Origin of the sequence: Parathalassolituus penaei (genome assembly GCF_026626885.1) — a bacterium.
GTDB classification, from domain to species: Bacteria; Pseudomonadota; Gammaproteobacteria; order Pseudomonadales; family Oceanobacteraceae; genus Oceanobacter; species Oceanobacter penaei.
Window position 1 is genome coordinate 103,810 of sequence record NZ_JAPNOA010000029.1, and the last position, 17,869, is coordinate 121,678.

Below are 17,869 nucleotides of genomic sequence, written 5' to 3' on the forward strand. Positions count from 1 at the left end.
GCCAATGTCAACATTCTGACATCAACCAATAGAAAAGGACTGTGCTGCAACTGACATACAACAACAAACCTACAATCAAACAACAGTAAAGAATTTAACCAATACTGTCACAACCGGGGAAAAGAGATAGATAACACAAACAAGACGAAACCAATAATGTCCCAATAGCCGCAGATAATCGATTATTGGAATCGTCATAAAGGTTTTTTATTTTCAGCGAATATAACGACCAAGGGACAAACGAATGCATGCGATGAAATCAGAAAGTGATCGCGCCGAACGGTTCAGCACGATCCATAAAGACCATTCAGGCAGCCAGAGCGCAAAAGCGGTTATGCAGACGAGGCACCACCAGCAGTAATAACGGAATGACGATCAGCATCACCAGCATCGACAACAGGTCTGTCATACCCAGACCGTGATACAACGCATGCCAGCTCAGCAAGTCCACCGGATAGCCGCTGGATTGCTGCAACATACCGGAAATACCTGTCATTACCAGCAGACCTGACGTCATCCAGAACAGCGCATAAAACAACGTTGCATATCCAAGTCCCTTGACCGGGCTGGGATTGATAAAACGCTGTAACCAGAGGCTGAACAACATACCTGAGCAAACAGCTTTAAACAGAGCAAACCATTGCCCATACTCATGCAATATCAGATCGTGTATCCAGGAAATACGGTCCATCAAATAAAATGCATTGGGCTTCTGCAGATATTTCATCAACAGGGCGATATCGGACACCAGATTAATACCGATTACCACAACAGCCAAAAATGAGAATTGACGCTTCATGGATGCACTCTCTGCAATTTGGATAACAATCGGAAATGCCAGCCAGATATCTGCTCCGGACAGAACCGCAATGTGCCACACGCATGAGATTCATCAATAAACGACGAACAATTTTGTGCTCGCCGCACCATCCTGCATATGAAGATGTGAACTGTTTAGTACATTGACAATAGTGGTCATGCCAACGGATCACCACCGTACGTTTTTCGTCATCGGAACTGGCAAAAATTGCCCATAAAAAAACGGGAGCCGAAGCTCCCGTTTTCCGATAATCAGGCACATCTGACGTCAGAGTCAGACCCGGCTGATTACAGCAGTTCGCGACCGTTGTTGGCAGCGATACGCATACGCAGGGCGTTCAGTTTGATGAAGCCTTCTGCGTCTTTCTGGTTGTAGGCACCGCCATCGTCTTCGAAGGTGGAGATACGGGTGTCGAACAGGGAGTTGTCAGACTTGCGACCAACCACAACCACGTTGCCTTTGTACAGCTTCAGACGCACAACACCATTCACCGGCTCCTGGGAAGCATCGATCATGGTTTGCAGCATCTTACGCTCTGGAGACCACCAGTAACCGTTGTAAATCAGGCTGGCGTACTTAGGCATCAGTTCGTCTTTCAGGTGCGCTACTTCACGATCCAGAGTGATGGACTCGATGGCACGGTGCGCGCGCATCATGATGGTGCCGCCCGGAGTTTCGTAGCAACCACGGGACTTCATGCCCACGTAACGGTTTTCAACGATGTCCAGACGACCAATACCGTTAGCACCGCCGATCTTGTTCAGGGTTTCCAGAACAGTGGCAGGAGACATGGCAACGCCATCGATGGCAACGATGTCACCGCGCTCGTAGGTCAGTTCCAGGTAGGTTGGAACGTCCGGAGCGTTTTCCGGGCTTACAGACCAACGCCACATGTCTTCTTCGTGTTCGGTCCAGGTGTCTTCCAGCACGCCGCCTTCATAGGAGATGTGCAGCAGGTTGGCATCCATGGAGTATGGAGACTTTTTGCCAGCCTTGTTGAAGTCGATCGGGATGTTACGCTCTTTGGCATAAGCCATCAGGGTTTCACGGGAAGTCAGATCCCATTCACGCCATGGAGCAATCACTTTTACGCCTGGTTTCAGAGCGTAGGCACCCAGTTCGAAACGAACCTGATCGTTACCTTTGCCGGTAGCGCCGTGGGAGATGGCATCAGCACCGGTTTCGTTGGCGATTTCGATCAGACGCTTGGCAATCAGCGGACGAGCGATGGAAGTACCCAGCAGGTATTCGCCTTCGTAAATGGTGTTGGCGCGGAACATCGGGAATACGAAGTCACGTACGAATTCTTCGCGCAGGTCTTCGATGTAGATTTCCTTCACGCCCATGGCTTCGGCTTTGGCGCGTGCTGGCTCAACTTCTTCGCCCTGACCCAGGTCAGCAGTGAAGGTAACGATTTCGCACTGATAAGTGTCTTGCAGCCACTTTACGATGACGGATGTGTCCAGGCCGCCAGAGTAGGCCAGTACCACTTTCTTGATTTCGGACATCAGATTCTCCCGCTGGGGCGTATGTCTTGTACGTGAAACGAACTCGGAGTCCCGGCTGCAGGCTGTTGCCATCGGGCTGAAGCGAAGGCGAGCAGCAGCAGATTGCCGGGCCAAAAATGAAAAGTGCAATAGTCTAACGGCATGCGACGGCTTAGCCAACAGACAGGCGTGAAAATCCACCGGAATCGCAAATCAGGACATGTTTCATAGCCCACTGTAAGGATTTGTTTATACTCCGCTCATTAAAATCTCCCCAGACCTGACTCCGCCCTGTCACCCGACTACGCAAGGAAGCCTTTATGTACCTGATACGCCGCCATCTGACCGGTGGTTTGCTCTCTGCAGCCTTGCTGCTGACTGGCTGTGGTGCCGACCAGCCCGACAGCAAAGCAGCGACTCAACCCGAAACGGCGGCAGCACAGGTTGTGCCAGCCGCGGTTACGACAACACCACCTCAGGAAGACACCACAACCGGCCAGAACAGTGACACCAACCCGACAGCTCAAGCAGCCAGTGTGCAGCCCGCCGCTCAGGCCCTGAACGAAGCCGTAATGGCGCGTTACGCCAAAGTGCCGCTGGAAGTCAGCCTGATCAGCGAAACCGTTTACGACGATGCCAATACCGTCGCGATCCGCTTTACCTCACCGATTGATGCCAGCCAGCCGTTCGCGGATCGTATTCGTGTGAATGGCAGCAGCCGTCAGCAATGGTTGTTGTCCGACGACGCCATGACGCTCTACTTGCAGGAAGCCAGACCGGAAACCACCTACCGTGTACAAATTGATCCGGGTATCGCTGCCTATAACGGCTCGGCATTGGGCAATGGCGCAGAAGCCAGCGTGACCATCAGTGCTGCTCCGCCGAGCCTGGGGTTTGCCAGCAAGGGCCACTTTCTGCTGCCGGGTTTAAACAAGGGCTTGCCAGTACTGGTACAAAACATCAACGAAGCCAACGTCAGCTTCTATAAGGTCAAAAACAGCAACGCCAGCTTTAACAGCCTGCTCGAATGGGTCAACCGTAATGGCCGGGTCAGCACCGACTCTCTCGATGACCTCAACCAGTTTGCCCAGATGGTGCATGAAGGTCGTTACACGCTGAATCCGAAGCCCAACCACCGCCAGCAAATCAACCTGCCACTCGACAAACCCGCCCTGCAGGAGCCGGGTGTTTATGTGGCGGTGATGTGGGCACCGGGCCAACTGGGACGTATGGTATCGGCCACCTGGTACAGCGTGACCGACCTTGGCCTGCACATTCGCACCCTCAATAACAACCTTGAGCTGTACGTCAGCGAACTCAGCACGGGTAAACCGGTTGCCAATGCCGAAGCCATGATCTGGGGCTGGGATAAGCGCCAATACACCACCACAGCCAACGGCAGTACGGCGAACGACGGCCATGTCAGTCTGAATCGCAAAAATGGCAGTAGCCTGATTGTGCGCAAGGGCGACCAGCTGAGCCTGTTGTCACTGCAGGATGCCAATCTGGACCTGTCCGACTTTGATCCGGGTGAACGCCAGGCATTAAAGGAAGAACTGTTCTTTTACGCTCCACGTAACATCTATCGCGGCGGCGAAACCATTACCGTCAGCGCCCTGCTGCGTAATCAGGATGGCTCACCGGTTCCGGCCCGCACACTCAAGGGCAACCTGTATCAGGCCGATGGCCAACGGGTAAAAGAAGTCAGCCTCAACAGCCAGGGTGGTGGTTATTACCAGTTCGATTACCCACTGGCGCGTGATGCCCAGACCGGTGACTGGTGGCTGCAGGTCAGCATGCCGGATACCGAGTCGTCCACCTGGGAATTCAAGGTGGAAGACTTTATGCCCGAACGCATGAAAATCACCTGGAACCCACAACAGGCACCACGCTGGTTTGCTCCGGAAGAAAGCGTGGAAGTCGATGTCTTGGGTGAGTATCTGTATGGCGCACCGGCCGCCGGTAACCGCTTTGATGCCAGCATCCGGGTAAGCCCTTCGGTTCACCCGTTCCCGCAAGCCGCCGAGTTCCATTTCGGTAATCCGCAATCCTATGACTGGAACAACGAACAGGAACTGACCGACCTGCAAACCGGTGAAGACGGCCATCTGGCACTCAGCATCAACAGCGAATGGCGCAATGCCAAAATCCCGCTGACCGTTGCCATTACCGGCAGCCTGTTTGAAACCGGCGGCCGCGCCGTGATCCGTCGCCATCAGGAAACCGTACTGCCGGCGGAAGCACTGGTGGGTGTGCGCCCGCTGTTCAAGGATCGCGCCGACAGCAACAGCAACGCGCAATTTGAGCTGATCAAAACCAATTTCAAGGGTGAACGTCTGGCTGCCAATGACCTCAAGATCAGCCTGATCCGCCACGAGCGTAACTACCACTGGCGCTTTGATAACAACCGTGGCTGGTACTACGAACGCGAAGCCCGCGATATTCGCGAAATGACCCTGATCCAGACCATTGGCGCTGGCGCAACCAGCCCATTGGAGCTGCCGGTGCGCTGGGGTGAATACAGCCTCGAAGTGCTGGACCCGCAAACCGGCCTCACCACCCGCTACGATTTTGATGCCGGTTACAGCTGGTACTGGGACTACGCCGGTGATCAGCAAGCCCGTCCGGACAAGGTCCAGCTGTCACTCGACAAGGCTGGTTACCAGGCCGGTGACGTTGCCCGCCTGAAACTGACACCACCCGCTGCCGGTGACAGCCTGATTCTGGTGGAATCGGATCGCCTGCTGTGGTCACAACGCATCAGCACCAAAGCCGGTGACAACTTCGTGGATATTCCGGTCGATACCGACTGGAAACAGCACAACATCTACATCAGCGTATTACACCTGCAACCGGCGGATGACCCGCAACGTATTACACCAGCACGCTCCGTTGGCCTGATTCACCTGCCACTGGATCGTACCGATCGTGAACTCAAGGTCAGTTTGAAAACACCGGAAAAATGGCTGCCGGATCGCACCGTAGATGCCGAAATTGCGGTCACCGATATCCATGGCCAACCGGTTTCCAGTGCCTGGCTGACCCTGTCGGCGGTGGATGAAGGTATTTTGTCCCTGACCCGCTTCAAGTCACCCAACCCGATGCCATTCTTCTTCGGCCAGCGTCGTTATGAATGGAACATGGCCGACAACTGGGATGACGTGATTGACCTCGACCGCAATCCGATTGCCAGCCTGCGTTGGGGTGGTGACGGCAGTCTGGATGCTGCCGGTGATATGGCACGCTCCGAGTTCAAGGTGGTATCGCTGTTCTCAGGCAAGGTCGACGTCAAAAACGGCGTTGCCCATGTACCACTGAACCTGCCTGACTTTAACGGCCAGTTGCGCCTGATGGCGGTGGCCTTTGACGATGACCGTGTTGGCAGCGCCGACAAACAGGTAATTGTGGCCGCACCGTTGGTCGCGGAATTACAAATGCCCCGTTTTATTGGTGTCGGTGACGAAACCAGCCTGGCGCTGGACCTGACCAATCTCAGCGAAGCCGCTACTCATCTGGATATCAAACTGACGGCCAGCGGCGCTGGCACGCTGCAGAAAGGTCAGGATCAGGTTGATCTGGCCGTGCGTCAGCGCGAAACCCTGCAATACCAGCTGCAAGCAACCGACCCGGCTGGTGCTATCCAGTTACAACTGGAAGTGACGGGAGTCGCCGACTATCCGATCAAACGCCAATGGACACTGAACAGTCGCCAGCCTTACCCGGCCGAAACCCTGCAACAGCGCGTGCTGCTGGAGAGTGGTGAAGCGCTGAAACTGGATGCTGAAACCCTCAAAAACTGGAAAACCGACAGTCTGCGTGCCGTTCTGTCGGCCAGTAATTTCATCAACCTCGACGCCCATGAACAGCTGCGTAATCTGCTGGTGTATCCATATGGCTGTCTGGAACAGACCGTCAGCTCGGCATATCCATGGCTGTACGCCAGTGACGATGAACTGGCGAGTCTGGAACTGCCAGCCGTCTCTGGTAACAAACGTCAGAGTGCGCTGGCCAAAGCGCTGGAAGGCATCAGCAAACGCCAACGCGACAACGGTGGATTTGGTCTGTGGTCGGCCAACGATGGCAGTGAGGAACACTGGTTAACCGCCTATGCCGCGAATTATCTGAGTGACGCCCTCGACAACGGCCAGAGCATTGATCAGAACCTGCTGAACAAGGCTCTGCAACGTCTGCAGGAGTACACCCGCAACGAAGCCAACTACGACGAACGCTGGTCCAACGATCCTGAGCTGTATCGCATGGCCTATCAGTCGTTTGCCCATTTCGTTCTGGCCCGTCACCAGCAGGCCCGTCTGGCGGACATTCGTAACCTCGCCAAACGTATTTCCAAACGTGCCCCGGCGCTGTCGATGGTGCATCTGGCGTTGGCGGCCCAACTGCAGGGTGATCAGGCTCTGGCAACCGAGCTGGCCGACAAGGCAGCCCAGCGTCTGGGCAAACAGATGCTGCGTCCACAGATGTACCTGGGGGATTACGGCTCGCCGGTACGCGACCTCAGCTGGATTACCTATCTGGGTTATCACTACAACCTGCAATCAGCCGTGGCTGACGCTGCCGTGCAGCAGCTGCAACAGGAGTTGGGCAAACACCGCGTCTACCTGAGCACCCAGGAACGTCTGGCCTTGTTACAAGCCTCGATCGAACTGGAAAAACGCTCCATGACGGAGTGGCAGGCTGACCTGCTCGTGAATGGCCAGACCGAAAACACCCGCCAATCCGGCGCTCAGGTGCTGTATCGCTTCCTGAAAGGTGCGGCACTGCAGCAAGGTCTGACACTCACCAACACCAGCCAGCAACGTCTGTTTGCCAACCTCCAGTATCAGGGCATTCCGGCCCAGGCATCCGAACCCTATGCCGAGCATGGCCTGTCAGTGGATCGTTTCTACTATGATCGCCACGGCAAACCACTGGCCATCAAGGACGGCCAGCTGACCGTCAAAACCGGTGATCTGGTGCTGGTGGAATTGCTGGTTCACAGTGACGATTTCCGCCCGGACCTGATGCTCACCGACTTGCTGCCAGCCGGTCTGGAGGCCGAAAACCAAAATCTGGAAGACAGCATCAAGCTGGATGAAATCCGCGTTGGTGATCGCAGTCTGGAAGAATGGCAAGGCTACGAAGGTTACCGTCACCGCGAATTCCGCGATGACCGTGTCGCCATTGCCCTTGCCGCCGGTGGCGACTACTACTGGGAAGGTGAAAATCCACGCCTGTTCTATCTGGCACGGGCGGTGACTCCGGGTACTTATCTGGTGCCACCACCACAGCTGGAAGACATGTACGAACCGGAGGCCCGCGCCATTGGTTCGACTCCGCAGAAGCTGGTAGTTGCCCCGTAAAGCGCGGTTTTCTACCCTTTTGGCAATCTCTGGACGCCCGGCATTGTTGCCGGGCGTTTGTTCGTTCTGATCAGGCAGATTCATGGTCATCCAGCAGTTGTCCCGTTTGGGGCAGATCATCAGACCGGTTGTTGCCGGTTGCCCTATTATCCGCAAACATCCGTGGCTGACTCTGTTGCTGGCCATGGTCTTGATCACACCCGCGGCCGCCTGGCTGCTCAATCGGGTGTATCCCCTGCCCTTGCCCGGCACATCGGAAGAACGTTTTGCCCAGACCATCACCGATTACCGTGGCCAGCCGCTGCGCGCCTTTGCCGACATCAATGGTGTCTGGCGTTATGAGATCCACCAGCAGCAGGTAGCGCCGTTTTATCTGCAAGCCTTGCTCGCCTACGAAGACCGCTGGTTTTACCAGCATCCGGGCGTTAACCCGTTGGCGATGGCACGCGCCGCCTGGCAAAACCTGCGTTGTAGATGTGTGGTGTCCGGTGGTTCCACCCTGACCATGCAGGTCGCGCGCTTGCTTGACCCACACTCACGCAGTCTCGGCGGTAAACTCAAACAGTTATGGCGGGCGGCCCAGCTCGAATGGTTGTTGTCGAAAGACGAGATTCTGGAGCTGTATCTGAATCTTGCGCCAATGGGCGGCCCGGTAGAAGGCGTTGAAGCGGCCAGCCGTTTGTATCTGAATAAGGCTTCGGCCGATCTATCGCTGGCCGAAAGTGCTTTGCTGGCGGTTTTGCCGCAGTCGCCTTCACGCCTGCGCCCCGACCGTTACCCGGAGCGCGCCCAGCAGGCCCGCAACAAGGTACTCAAACGTCTGCTGGATTTTGGCCTGATCAGTGAGCAGCAATATCGCGAAGCCCTGCTGGAGCGGGTGCTGGCGGCTACTCCGCGTGCGCCCATGCTGGCACCCTTGCTGGCACGCCAGTTACACCAGCAGTTTCCCCACCAGGCGGTGATTCGCACCAGTATTGATGCTGATATTCAGGCCACCCTCGAACGCCTGTTACGCGATGAAATCCGGCGTTATCCGGCCGGGCAGTCTGCCGCCATTCTGGTGGTGGATAACCACAGCCATCAGGTGCGGGCCTATCTGGGTTCCGCCGATTTTCTCAACAACGAGCGTTTTGGCCATGTCGATATGGTGCAGGCGATCCGCTCACCGGGGTCGACCCTCAAACCCTTTATTTACGGACTGGCGCTGGAAGAAGGGCTGATCCACAGCGCCAGCCTGCTGGCTGACGTTCCCCGCCATCGCAAACAGTATCGGCCTGAGAATTTCGCCCGCGATTTCTCTGGCCCCACGGATCCCCAAACCGCGCTGCGTTATTCCCTTAACCTGCCAGCCGTGCAGGTGCTGGAAGCCCTGACGCCCGAACACTTTGCGACAGCATTGGCCAATGTGCGCACGCCATGGCAACTCCCCAAAGGCAGCCAACCCAGTCTGGCACTGGCGCTCGGCGGTGGCGGTTTTAACCTCTGGCAACTGGTAACGCTGTACAGCTCGCTGGCCAACGAAGGCCAGGTGTATCCGTTACAGACGCTGGCCACCGAACCCGACTCACGCGCGACCAACAACAGCGAACAATCGCCGCGCTGGTTATTCTCTCCGGCCACAGCCTGGGTGGTGGGCCATCTGTTGCGTAACCCGCGCCCGAACCGGGTACGGACGCCACAGGTAAAAGACGCACTGCCGCTGGCCTGGAAAACCGGCACCAGTTATGGCTTTCGGGATGCATGGGCGATTGGCGTCACCCCCGACTACAGCATTGGGGTCTGGCTGGGACGGCCGGACGGCACCCCCTCACCAGGCCAATTCGGCTCGTTGAATGCCCTGCCCTTGTTGTTCCGCCTGCAACAGCGTCTCGACCGCCAACCGCAGTGGCCAGCCGCACCGTCTGAGGTCAGCGAACAACGCATCTGCTGGCCGTTGGGACTGGCAGCCAGCAGCACCCAACCGGAGTTATGCCACCAGCAACGCGATGCCTGGATTATTCGGGGCCAGATTCCGCCGACCCTGCGCGACACTGCCGACGGCCTGATGCCCAACCCCATGACCATTCGGGTGTCCGCCAACGGTTTGCTGATCAGTGGTGATTGTGATGCAGCGGCCGACCACACCCGCCAGCTGGCGTTATGGCCCCGGGTTCTGGAACCCTGGTTGGCCCCGCAGTGGCGTTTACAACAGCAATTGCCAGCCTTGCATCCGGGGTGCCACAACAATGATCTGGTGGTTGCACCTTTGCAGATTACCGGACTGGAGCCGGGGAGCTGGCTGGCAGAGCCGACCGGTAGCCATCAGCGCAATAACGACGACAACAGTCGTGAAATCCAGCTGGTGTTGGGGAGTCTGGGAGGATACGGCAGCAAGGACTGGTATCTGAACGGGCAGTACGTGGGAACCAGTACCGGTAACCAGAGCCCGACGCTGCAGCTGACAACTGCAGGTCCACAGGAACTGGTGGTGATTGATGAACAAGGCAGCAGTGATCGTCTGGCGTTTTACGTGAACTGAAGTTGGCCGCCGGTTATGGCGGCTGTGGCCAGCGGATTTGCCAGCGATCATCACGCAACACCAACGGCTGATTCAGGGCACTCGGCTGCTGCGGAGAACCCGGATCAAACGGGCTGTCGAACGGCAAATCACGTACACGATCATCCGAAACCTTGGCTGGGTTATCCGATGGCGTCAACACCGGCGCCACAGCAGGCGCTATCTCCGGCACAATCCCCGGAGCATCAGTTGGGAAATCACCATCAGGCCCGGCCGCAGGGGCATCGCGCAAATCCGGCTCGTTCCAGCGCGCTCCCACCGCCGGAGCAGTTCCCGGCCCGGACGCCGACGAGGTAGGCGGAGACGACGACATCGGTGGCGGAAAACGTGACTGGAAAATCAGTTCCGGTGGAATCGTCAGGTCATCGCCCATTTCCAGGCGAATGGTGACACGGCGATTTTCCGCCCGCCCGGCCGAGGTCTTATTGTTGGCCACCGGGTAACGATCACCGTGAAAACGACTGGTGATCATCGCCGCATCAACGCCCTGTGACACCAGATAATTCTCCACATCCTCAACCCGGCGTTTGGAAATCTGGCGACTGTCATAACGACGACCAACGTTATCGTTATGGCCATCCAGATAAATAGCCTTCACCCGCGGATCATGCTGCAGGTAATAGATGACCCGGTTCAGGGTTTTGATATCCGCCGCGTCAACCTTGTCATCACCGGAACCAAAATAGACTTTGGTGCGGGCGATCTGATCGAAGTTCACGGTTAACAGCTGCCCCAGACAGCGCAGGAACTCCGGGTAATACTCCATAAACGACGAGGGTGACACATAGACCTGCACAAAGCGGTTGTTGTCGTAACCGGTCTTGTGGGTAACGGTCGGCCGCCGCCCCTCCATCAGGCCATGCATGATGATCTGGCTGCGGCGGGTATCCAGCGCCAACAACGGACCATCGTGATTGATACTGGCCGTGCCCAGATTCTCTGGCTGCTCCGAAGGCCGCCACGGCGGTGATAACAGGCTGACTCTGGCGTTGCTGTAATCCATCAGGTTGCGATTGGCCGCCAGTTGAAAACTCAGGCTTTCACCGGCGCGCTGGTAAAACAGCGCCTCCCCAAACCCCTCAATCGGCTGGGCAAAGCGGCACTCGAAAATATTGCCACTCACGGTCCAGCGGGTATTTTGCAAACCGTTTCCGTATTGCAAAGGCCCGGCCACCATCGCCGCGGCCAGAGCGGTAACGGGAAACAACAGGCTGATTGACGCAAGCGGACGCAATTTCATCAAAACCCCAGGGTGCTTTCGCGACTTTTACAGGTGTCTGCCATCGTTATCGGCATAACCGACAGATTCTTGATCGTTTTTTCACCGTGGGGGTTTTGGCGATAAGGACTACATTTGGGTTACAATGCGCCACCTTAACCCTCTGACTGTTTTCAGGTAGACGTATGACTGACCGCATTACCCTCACCCGCCCCGATGACTGGCACCTGCACGTGCGTGATGGCGCTGCGCTGCAGCACACTGTCCCGGCCACGGCACGGGTAATGAAACGGGCTATTATCATGCCGAACCTGCAGCCACCGGTGATGAATGCCGAACAGGCGCTGGCCTACCGTGACCGTATTCTGGCCGCCGCGCCGGAAGGCACCGGTTTTGATCCGCTGATGGTGCTGTACCTCACCGACAACACCACGCCGGACATGATTGCCGAAGCCGCCAAAACCGGTCTGGTAAAAGCCGTCAAACTGTACCCGGCTGGTGCCACCACCAACTCGGCTTCCGGCGTGACCGATCTCGGCAAGCTCGATGACATCAGCGCAGCACTGGCCGAAAACGGCATGCCTCTGCTGGTACACGGTGAAGTGACCCACTCCGATATCGATATTTTCGATCGCGAGAAAATGTTCCTGGATACCATTCTGGCGCCACTGGTCAGCCGTAATGCCGACCTGAAAGTGGTGGTTGAACACATCACCACCGCCGATGCCGCCCAGTTCGTGAACAGCCAGGGTCCAAACGTGGCAGCCACCCTGACCGTGCAACACCTGGCCTATAACCGTAACCACATGCTGGTTGGCGGTATTCGCCCGCACTTCTTCTGTCTGCCAATTCTGAAGCGCAACACCCACCAGCGCGCCCTGCAGGAAGCGGCTATCAGTGGCAGCCCGAAATTCTTCCTCGGTACCGACAGTGCTCCACACGCCAAAGGTGCCAAGGAAAGCGCATGTGGTTGCGCTGGCTGCTTCACCGCTTATGCTGCGATTGAGCTGTACGCCGAAATCTTCGAAGACCTCGGTGCACTCGACAAACTGGAAGGTTTTGCCAGCCACTTTGGCCCGGACTACTACGGTCTGCCACGCAACCAGGAAACCATTACCCTGGTGAAAGAAAGCTGGCAGGCTCCAACGGAAATGCCGTTTGGCACTGATGTGATTGTGCCGCTGCGCGCCGGTGAAACCCTGCGCTGGAAGCTGCAACCTCTGTCAACCACACGCTAAGGATCAGGATGAACTCAGACGCTACCGGAAACGGTGAAAAAACTGAAAAGACCCCGATGGCCCAACGCTTCCGTGGCTTTTTGCCCGTGGTTGTTGACGTCGAGACCGGTGGTTTTAACCCGGATACCGATGCCCTGCTGGAAATCGCCATGGTGACCCTGCGTATGGACGAGGATGGTTATCTGCATCCCGACCAGACCCTGGCTGCCAATATTCACCCATTTGATGGCGCCAACCTGCAGCAGGAAGCACTGGATTTCACCGGTATCGATCCGTACGACCCGGAACGCGATGCCGAGTTTGAAATCGATGTGCTCAGCAACATGTTTCAGGTGATCCGTCGCGAAATCAAAAACTACGGCTGCAACCGTGCGGTGCTGGTGGGTCATAACGCCCACTTCGACCACTCGTTCCTGCGTGCCGCCGTCGCGCGTAACGACATCAAACGTGACCCGTTCCACCCGTTTTCATCGTTTGATACCGCCTCCATTGCCGCTATTGCCCTCGGTCAGACCGTGCTGGCAAAGTCCTGCATCACCGCCGGTATCGACTTCGATAACAGTGCCGCCCACAGCGCTGCCTACGACACCTGGAAAACCGCCGAGCTGTTCTGCTTTATCGTGAACCGCTACAAGGATCTGGGTGGCTGGCCACTGGCCATTGAGCCGGGTATCGAAACCGGAGATGACGACTGATGGACCACGAGTTCTGGTTTGAAGGGCGCAAGCCCATCGCCAGCGTGGGTGATGATCTGGCGGCGTTTGGTATCTGGTTGACCGACGAAATCGGTGACGACCTCAAACACCTGCGCGCCCTGATCACCACCACCGAACTGTTGATGGAAGGTGGTCTGCGCGACTACCGCTGGCAGGGCAAAAGCATGCTGCTGCAACTGACCCGTCAGGAAGCCGACGTCAGTGCTCATACCCTGTATCAGGATGAAGACCTGCATCTGGAAGACGAAAGTCTGTCGATTCAGGATTTCGACCAGCAAGCCGCGTGTGGCATCGAGGATTTCCACGAGCTGCTGCTGGCCTGGAAAGACTTTATCGCCAGCTAGGGACACTCTGAATAACTCTGCACAGCTCTGCGCGAGTGCTGCAGCGCGTGTGAGCAAGGCGACGATCGCAGCGAAATGACGAACCAACCTGGCCGGGTCCTTTTCAAGATCGGCAACACCGCTCAAACGCGCTGCAGCCCGCGCCCTTCGGGGCTTTCGGGATGGTGATGACTCGGTGTCGCCGGTTTTTGACGTAGCCCGCTATGCCAGCAAACCGGCTTCGTGATTCATCACCATCCCGATAAGCCAGAGCGGGCACCGAGTTATTCAGAGGGTCCCTAGGAACACTCTGAATAACAACGGCTACCCCGTTACCGGTGGTAGCCGTTTCTCTCTCGCTCCGACGGGCATCCAACTCACGTCAGATACCCGCTCTCACCGTTATTCCCTCATCAGATATTCAGAATCGTCAGATATTCAGAATCGACTGAGTCACCTGATCCGATGTCTCGATGGTTTTGGCACTGGCCTGGAAGTTACGCTGCGCCACAATCAGACGCACCAGCTGCTCTGACAAATCCACGTTCGACTCTTCCAGAGCCGATGAACGAATCTGCCCCAACGACGCCGTACGAGGTGAACCAATGGTGGGCACACCGGAGTCATAGGATTCCGACCAGCCGGTAGACCCCACCGGGGTCAGACCTTCCGGGTTGGTGAAGTTGGCCAACGCCACCTGCCCCAGTGTCTGCGACTGACCGTTACTGAACTGGGCGAAAATAATACCGTCGGTATCAATCGCCAGACCGGTCAGACGGCCGGTGGTGTAACCATTCTGACTGACCTGATTCACCGAGAACGAAGCACCGTACTGGGTGGTGCCATCCAGATCAATCCTGAAGTTGGAACTGGTAGCCGGATCAGTTAACGGCAAACCACCTTCCAGCACGTTCACCGAACCCAGTGCGCCATTACGCTCACCGTCGGAATCCAGCGGGTCCCAGTTGGTGACGTACAGATCACCGGTAGCCGTGGTATCAATCGAACCATCCTGATTAAAGTACATGGTGTAACGGGCACGGGTTGGTTCGAGGTTTTGTGGGAAATCGAGGGTTGGATCAGGGTCGCCCACATCCTTGCCATCAATCATCACGTACATGGCCCACTCGGTATCACCGGAACTGCCACTGCCAATACCAGAGGTGGAAGGCTCCTTCACAAAATACTGGGTCATAACGTGCGCGTTACCCTGGCTGTCATAAACCGACAGCGAGGTCGCGTGGTTGTAAGTATCCGGGTCAGCCGGATCAAACACGTTCAGCACATAGGGTGAAAACTCACTGTCACTGAGGGTGCCGAAGATGCCAGACAGAGCCGGATTCGGGTCTTTCAGGCCATACCCTTCGTTCAGCACGATATCCACCGTACCACCCACGGAAGCCGCTTTTGGACCACTGGCGCTACCGCCAAGAACCGCCGGGCTGGAGAGGTTGCTGCCCAGTACAATCAGCGAGTCGGAATCAACGCCGCTATCCATCTCCAGGGTGATGTCACGACCAATAGCATTGTTGATGACCAGATCACCGGCATCGTTAATTTCGGCACTGAACCCAGGCAGAGTGGTTTCGGAATAACTGTTAATTTCATCGGCCAGCGCCGAAAGGCTGGTAGAGGTCAGCGTCTGACCATTCAGAGTCAGCTGCATATCGTTGCCAGGACTGTTATAACCGGCGACTGGCAGTGTCATCTGGGTAGACGCGGTGGCAGTAATACCTGGTTGCTGGTTCAGCAAGGCCACAATTTCGTTGGCTTCACTGTATTTCGGGAACAGCAATTCCGTTTCAGAACCGTCTGGAGCCACCAGGGTTGCAGTAGTTTCCGGATAACCGTTGTTCACCCCTTCAATACCCAGAGTCAGCAGATCAGAATCCGCCGGATTCACCTGCAAGGCCGCAAACAGCTCTTCATCACTGATGTCGGCACCGCTGGCGGTGATGTTGGTTACCGAAATAATCGACTCTTCACCAGCTTCGGTGGCGCGGAATTCCAGTTTGTATTGTGGTGGTGTGGTGTTTGGCACCACTTCAGCAGCAAAGGCCTGCACACCGATATAACTGTCAGCATCCTGACTGTTGAGCTGGGCGTTAATCGCCGATGCCATTTCCTGAACCGAACGGAATTCCTGATTCAGCGATACCACCACAGAACCACTACGGCCTTCGGTATCCGGTGCCGGAGCGGTGAGGTTGATACGGAAACTGTTGGAGCGATCAATCTCGTCAGTACCATTCACGGTAAACAGGCTGTCGAAGCCGAGAGCCGCCAGCGCCTGAGGTTCGGCGGCGGTGGAATACAGCTCAATGCCTTCGCCAGAACCGGTATTCAGGTTGGTGAACACCAGCTGGCCCCCCACTGCATCCACCGAGACCTTGTCGGCAATACCGGCAGCACCGATAAACACGTCAATCTGCTGCTGAATGGCGTTGGAGAGATCATCCAGGCTGGCATAGGTGCCGGTTGGAATGGTGATGGTGAATGGACCCGCTGCTTCACCGGTTGTACTGGTGACTTCCAGCTGAAATTCGTTATTGGCCAGTACCGGAGGAACGCCCGGATCAAAGCGGTTGCTGACGGCAAATCCGAGATCTGCCAGATCCAGATTCACCGACGTGGTGCTGTTATCGGCCAGCTGCACATAGTCACCACGTTCAGCTGGCGCCTGCACCTGGAATTCGATACGACCGGAGTTGTTCACAGCAACCACGTCAGGTGTGGCGGTATAGGACGCAATCTGGGCGTTGATTTCAGCAATCACCTCGTTGGTAGTGACGCTGTTAAAGCTGGATGGAGCGGAACCGGTCCAGGTATTTTCCGACAGCACAATCGGGTAGGTAGAACCACTTCCCACTGCCAGAGTAAAGGCCGCGACATTACCGCCAGAGGCACTGAAATCCTGGGTACCGTAAATGCTGTTGGCAGTCAGATTGGCAAATTCACCGGTGGTGCTTCCCACCATGGTCAGTGGTGGAGTAGCCGTAGTACGGGTGGTGGTTGATGTACCTGGGACACTGGTGAAATCAACGGTCAGCGGGTTGTTACCCACAAACAGCAACGAACCTGCGGTGCCGTTCACCACGCCGGTGTTGGCGCCAAATGCAGTGTCCCAGTCTGTAGTGTTGTTGACCACAAACGCTGTGCCGGTAGTCGCACCATAACCGGCACGGCTGATTACCAGCTCACCGTTTGAGCCTTCTGACGCCACAAATTGCTGGGAACCGAAGGTGTTGTTAAGAGCGCTTTGCACATCATCGATAATGTCGCTGGTAGTGCCACCGGCAGCGCCCCCGGTCAGGGTAACGGTCGAAGCACCAGAGCCATCACCGGGGTCAATGTCCAGGCTGATCGCGCCATACCCAGTTGCAGCGATCGTCGCCAGATCGCCTGAGAACGAGAGACTTGCTGGAGTACCCGCGGTGGTTGGTTGGCCTGCGGCCGCCAGAGTACTGGCGGTGGAGCTGATAATGCCGGAGTCCACCGAACCAATCGCAAGGCCGGTGGTAGAAACCGTGGTGCCCTGTTCCTGCAATACTTTCTGACCAGCATCGAGGTTGAGCTGAGTGTTTACCACACTGGTCAGTCGGGGGGCCTGATTGGCGACTTCAATTTGCAGATCCTTGATTACCCCACTCACCACGCCGTTAGAGTTAGCCATAAAGCCCTGCAAACGCGAGCCGTTGTTGGCAACCACATAACCTTCCTTGTCGAGCGAGAAGATACCGGACCGGGAATAGGTCTTGATGCCCTGGTTATCGAGTACAAAAAAACCGTTACCGTCGATAGCCAGATCGAGCACGTTATCGGTGGCGCTGATACTGCCCTGACTGAACTCTTGACGGATGTTCGATACCTGCACCCCACTCCCTACCGGCGCCTTGCCACTGCCCAGCAAGGAGGTGGTATACAGGTCACCGAATTCAGTACGGGATGATTTGAACCCCGTGGTACTGGCGTTGGCGATGTTGTTACCGGTAACCGAGAGGTCTGTGGACGCTGCGCGAATACCACTCAAACCAATATTAAAAGCCATGTTGTTTACCTCTTACTGAGCCTTTCATGTTGCCGGGCAACATCCAATTCGGAGCATTCAATTCGGAGCATTCAATTCGGAGCATTCAATTCGGAGCATTCAAT

Annotated in this window: 9 protein-coding genes; 5 read left to right on the forward strand and 4 right to left on the reverse strand. The window is 56.3% G+C overall.

Annotation, left to right across the window (positions count from 1 at the left end; translation table 11 throughout):
* Nucleotides 1-307 precede the first annotated feature (307 nt).
* Complete coding sequence (locus tag OUO13_RS11850) at nt 308-799, reverse strand: hypothetical protein (protein ID WP_283174102.1); 492 nt, start codon at nt 797-799, stop codon at nt 308-310.
* 308 nt (nt 800-1,107) lie between these two features.
* Complete coding sequence (locus tag OUO13_RS11855; RefSeq protein WP_283174103.1) at nt 1,108-2,328, reverse strand: argininosuccinate synthase; 1,221 nt, start codon at nt 2,326-2,328, stop codon at nt 1,108-1,110.
* A 299-nt stretch (nt 2,329-2,627) separates the two neighbouring features.
* On the opposite strand from OUO13_RS11855, the gene OUO13_RS11860 reads away from it, so the two are divergent.
* Nucleotides 2,628-7,664: an alpha-2-macroglobulin family protein gene (locus OUO13_RS11860; protein ID WP_283174104.1), complete on the forward strand. Its 5,037-nt coding sequence runs from the start codon at nt 2,628-2,630 to the stop codon at nt 7,662-7,664.
* Between the two features lie 82 nt (nt 7,665-7,746).
* Nucleotides 7,747-10,182, forward strand: a complete 2,436-nt coding sequence (gene pbpC / locus OUO13_RS11865) for a penicillin-binding protein 1C (protein WP_283174105.1) — start codon at nt 7,747-7,749, stop codon at nt 10,180-10,182.
* A gap of 13 nt (nt 10,183-10,195) precedes the next feature.
* Here pbpC and OUO13_RS11870 read toward each other — a convergent pair whose 3' ends face one another.
* Nucleotides 10,196-11,461: a flagellar protein MotY gene (locus OUO13_RS11870; RefSeq protein WP_283174106.1), complete on the reverse strand. Its 1,266-nt coding sequence runs from the start codon at nt 11,459-11,461 to the stop codon at nt 10,196-10,198.
* Between the two features lie 164 nt (nt 11,462-11,625).
* On the opposite strand from OUO13_RS11870, the gene pyrC reads away from it, so the two are divergent.
* The 3 genes from pyrC to OUO13_RS11885 are packed head-to-tail and all read left to right on the forward strand — an operon-like array spanning nt 11,626 to nt 13,738.
* Nucleotides 11,626-12,678, forward strand: coding sequence for a dihydroorotase (gene pyrC / locus OUO13_RS11875; RefSeq protein ID WP_283174107.1), 1,053 nt, complete (start codon nt 11,626-11,628; stop codon nt 12,676-12,678).
* 8 nt (nt 12,679-12,686) lie between these two features.
* Nucleotides 12,687-13,373 (forward strand): ribonuclease T, encoded by a 687-nt coding sequence (rnt, locus tag OUO13_RS11880; RefSeq protein WP_283174108.1) that lies wholly within the window; start codon nt 12,687-12,689, stop codon nt 13,371-13,373.
* A complete protein-coding gene (locus OUO13_RS11885) occupies nt 13,373-13,738 on the forward strand; it encodes a YacL family protein (RefSeq protein WP_283174109.1) in 366 nt (121 codons plus the stop codon). Before rnt ends, OUO13_RS11885 begins: the two co-directional genes overlap by 1 nt.
* A gap of 409 nt (nt 13,739-14,147) precedes the next feature.
* On the opposite strand, the gene OUO13_RS11890 is transcribed toward OUO13_RS11885, so the two are convergent.
* Nucleotides 14,148-17,765, reverse strand: a complete 3,618-nt coding sequence (locus tag OUO13_RS11890; protein ID WP_283174110.1) for a flagellar hook-basal body complex protein — start codon at nt 17,763-17,765, stop codon at nt 14,148-14,150.
* Nucleotides 17,766-17,869: the final 104 nt, after the last annotated feature.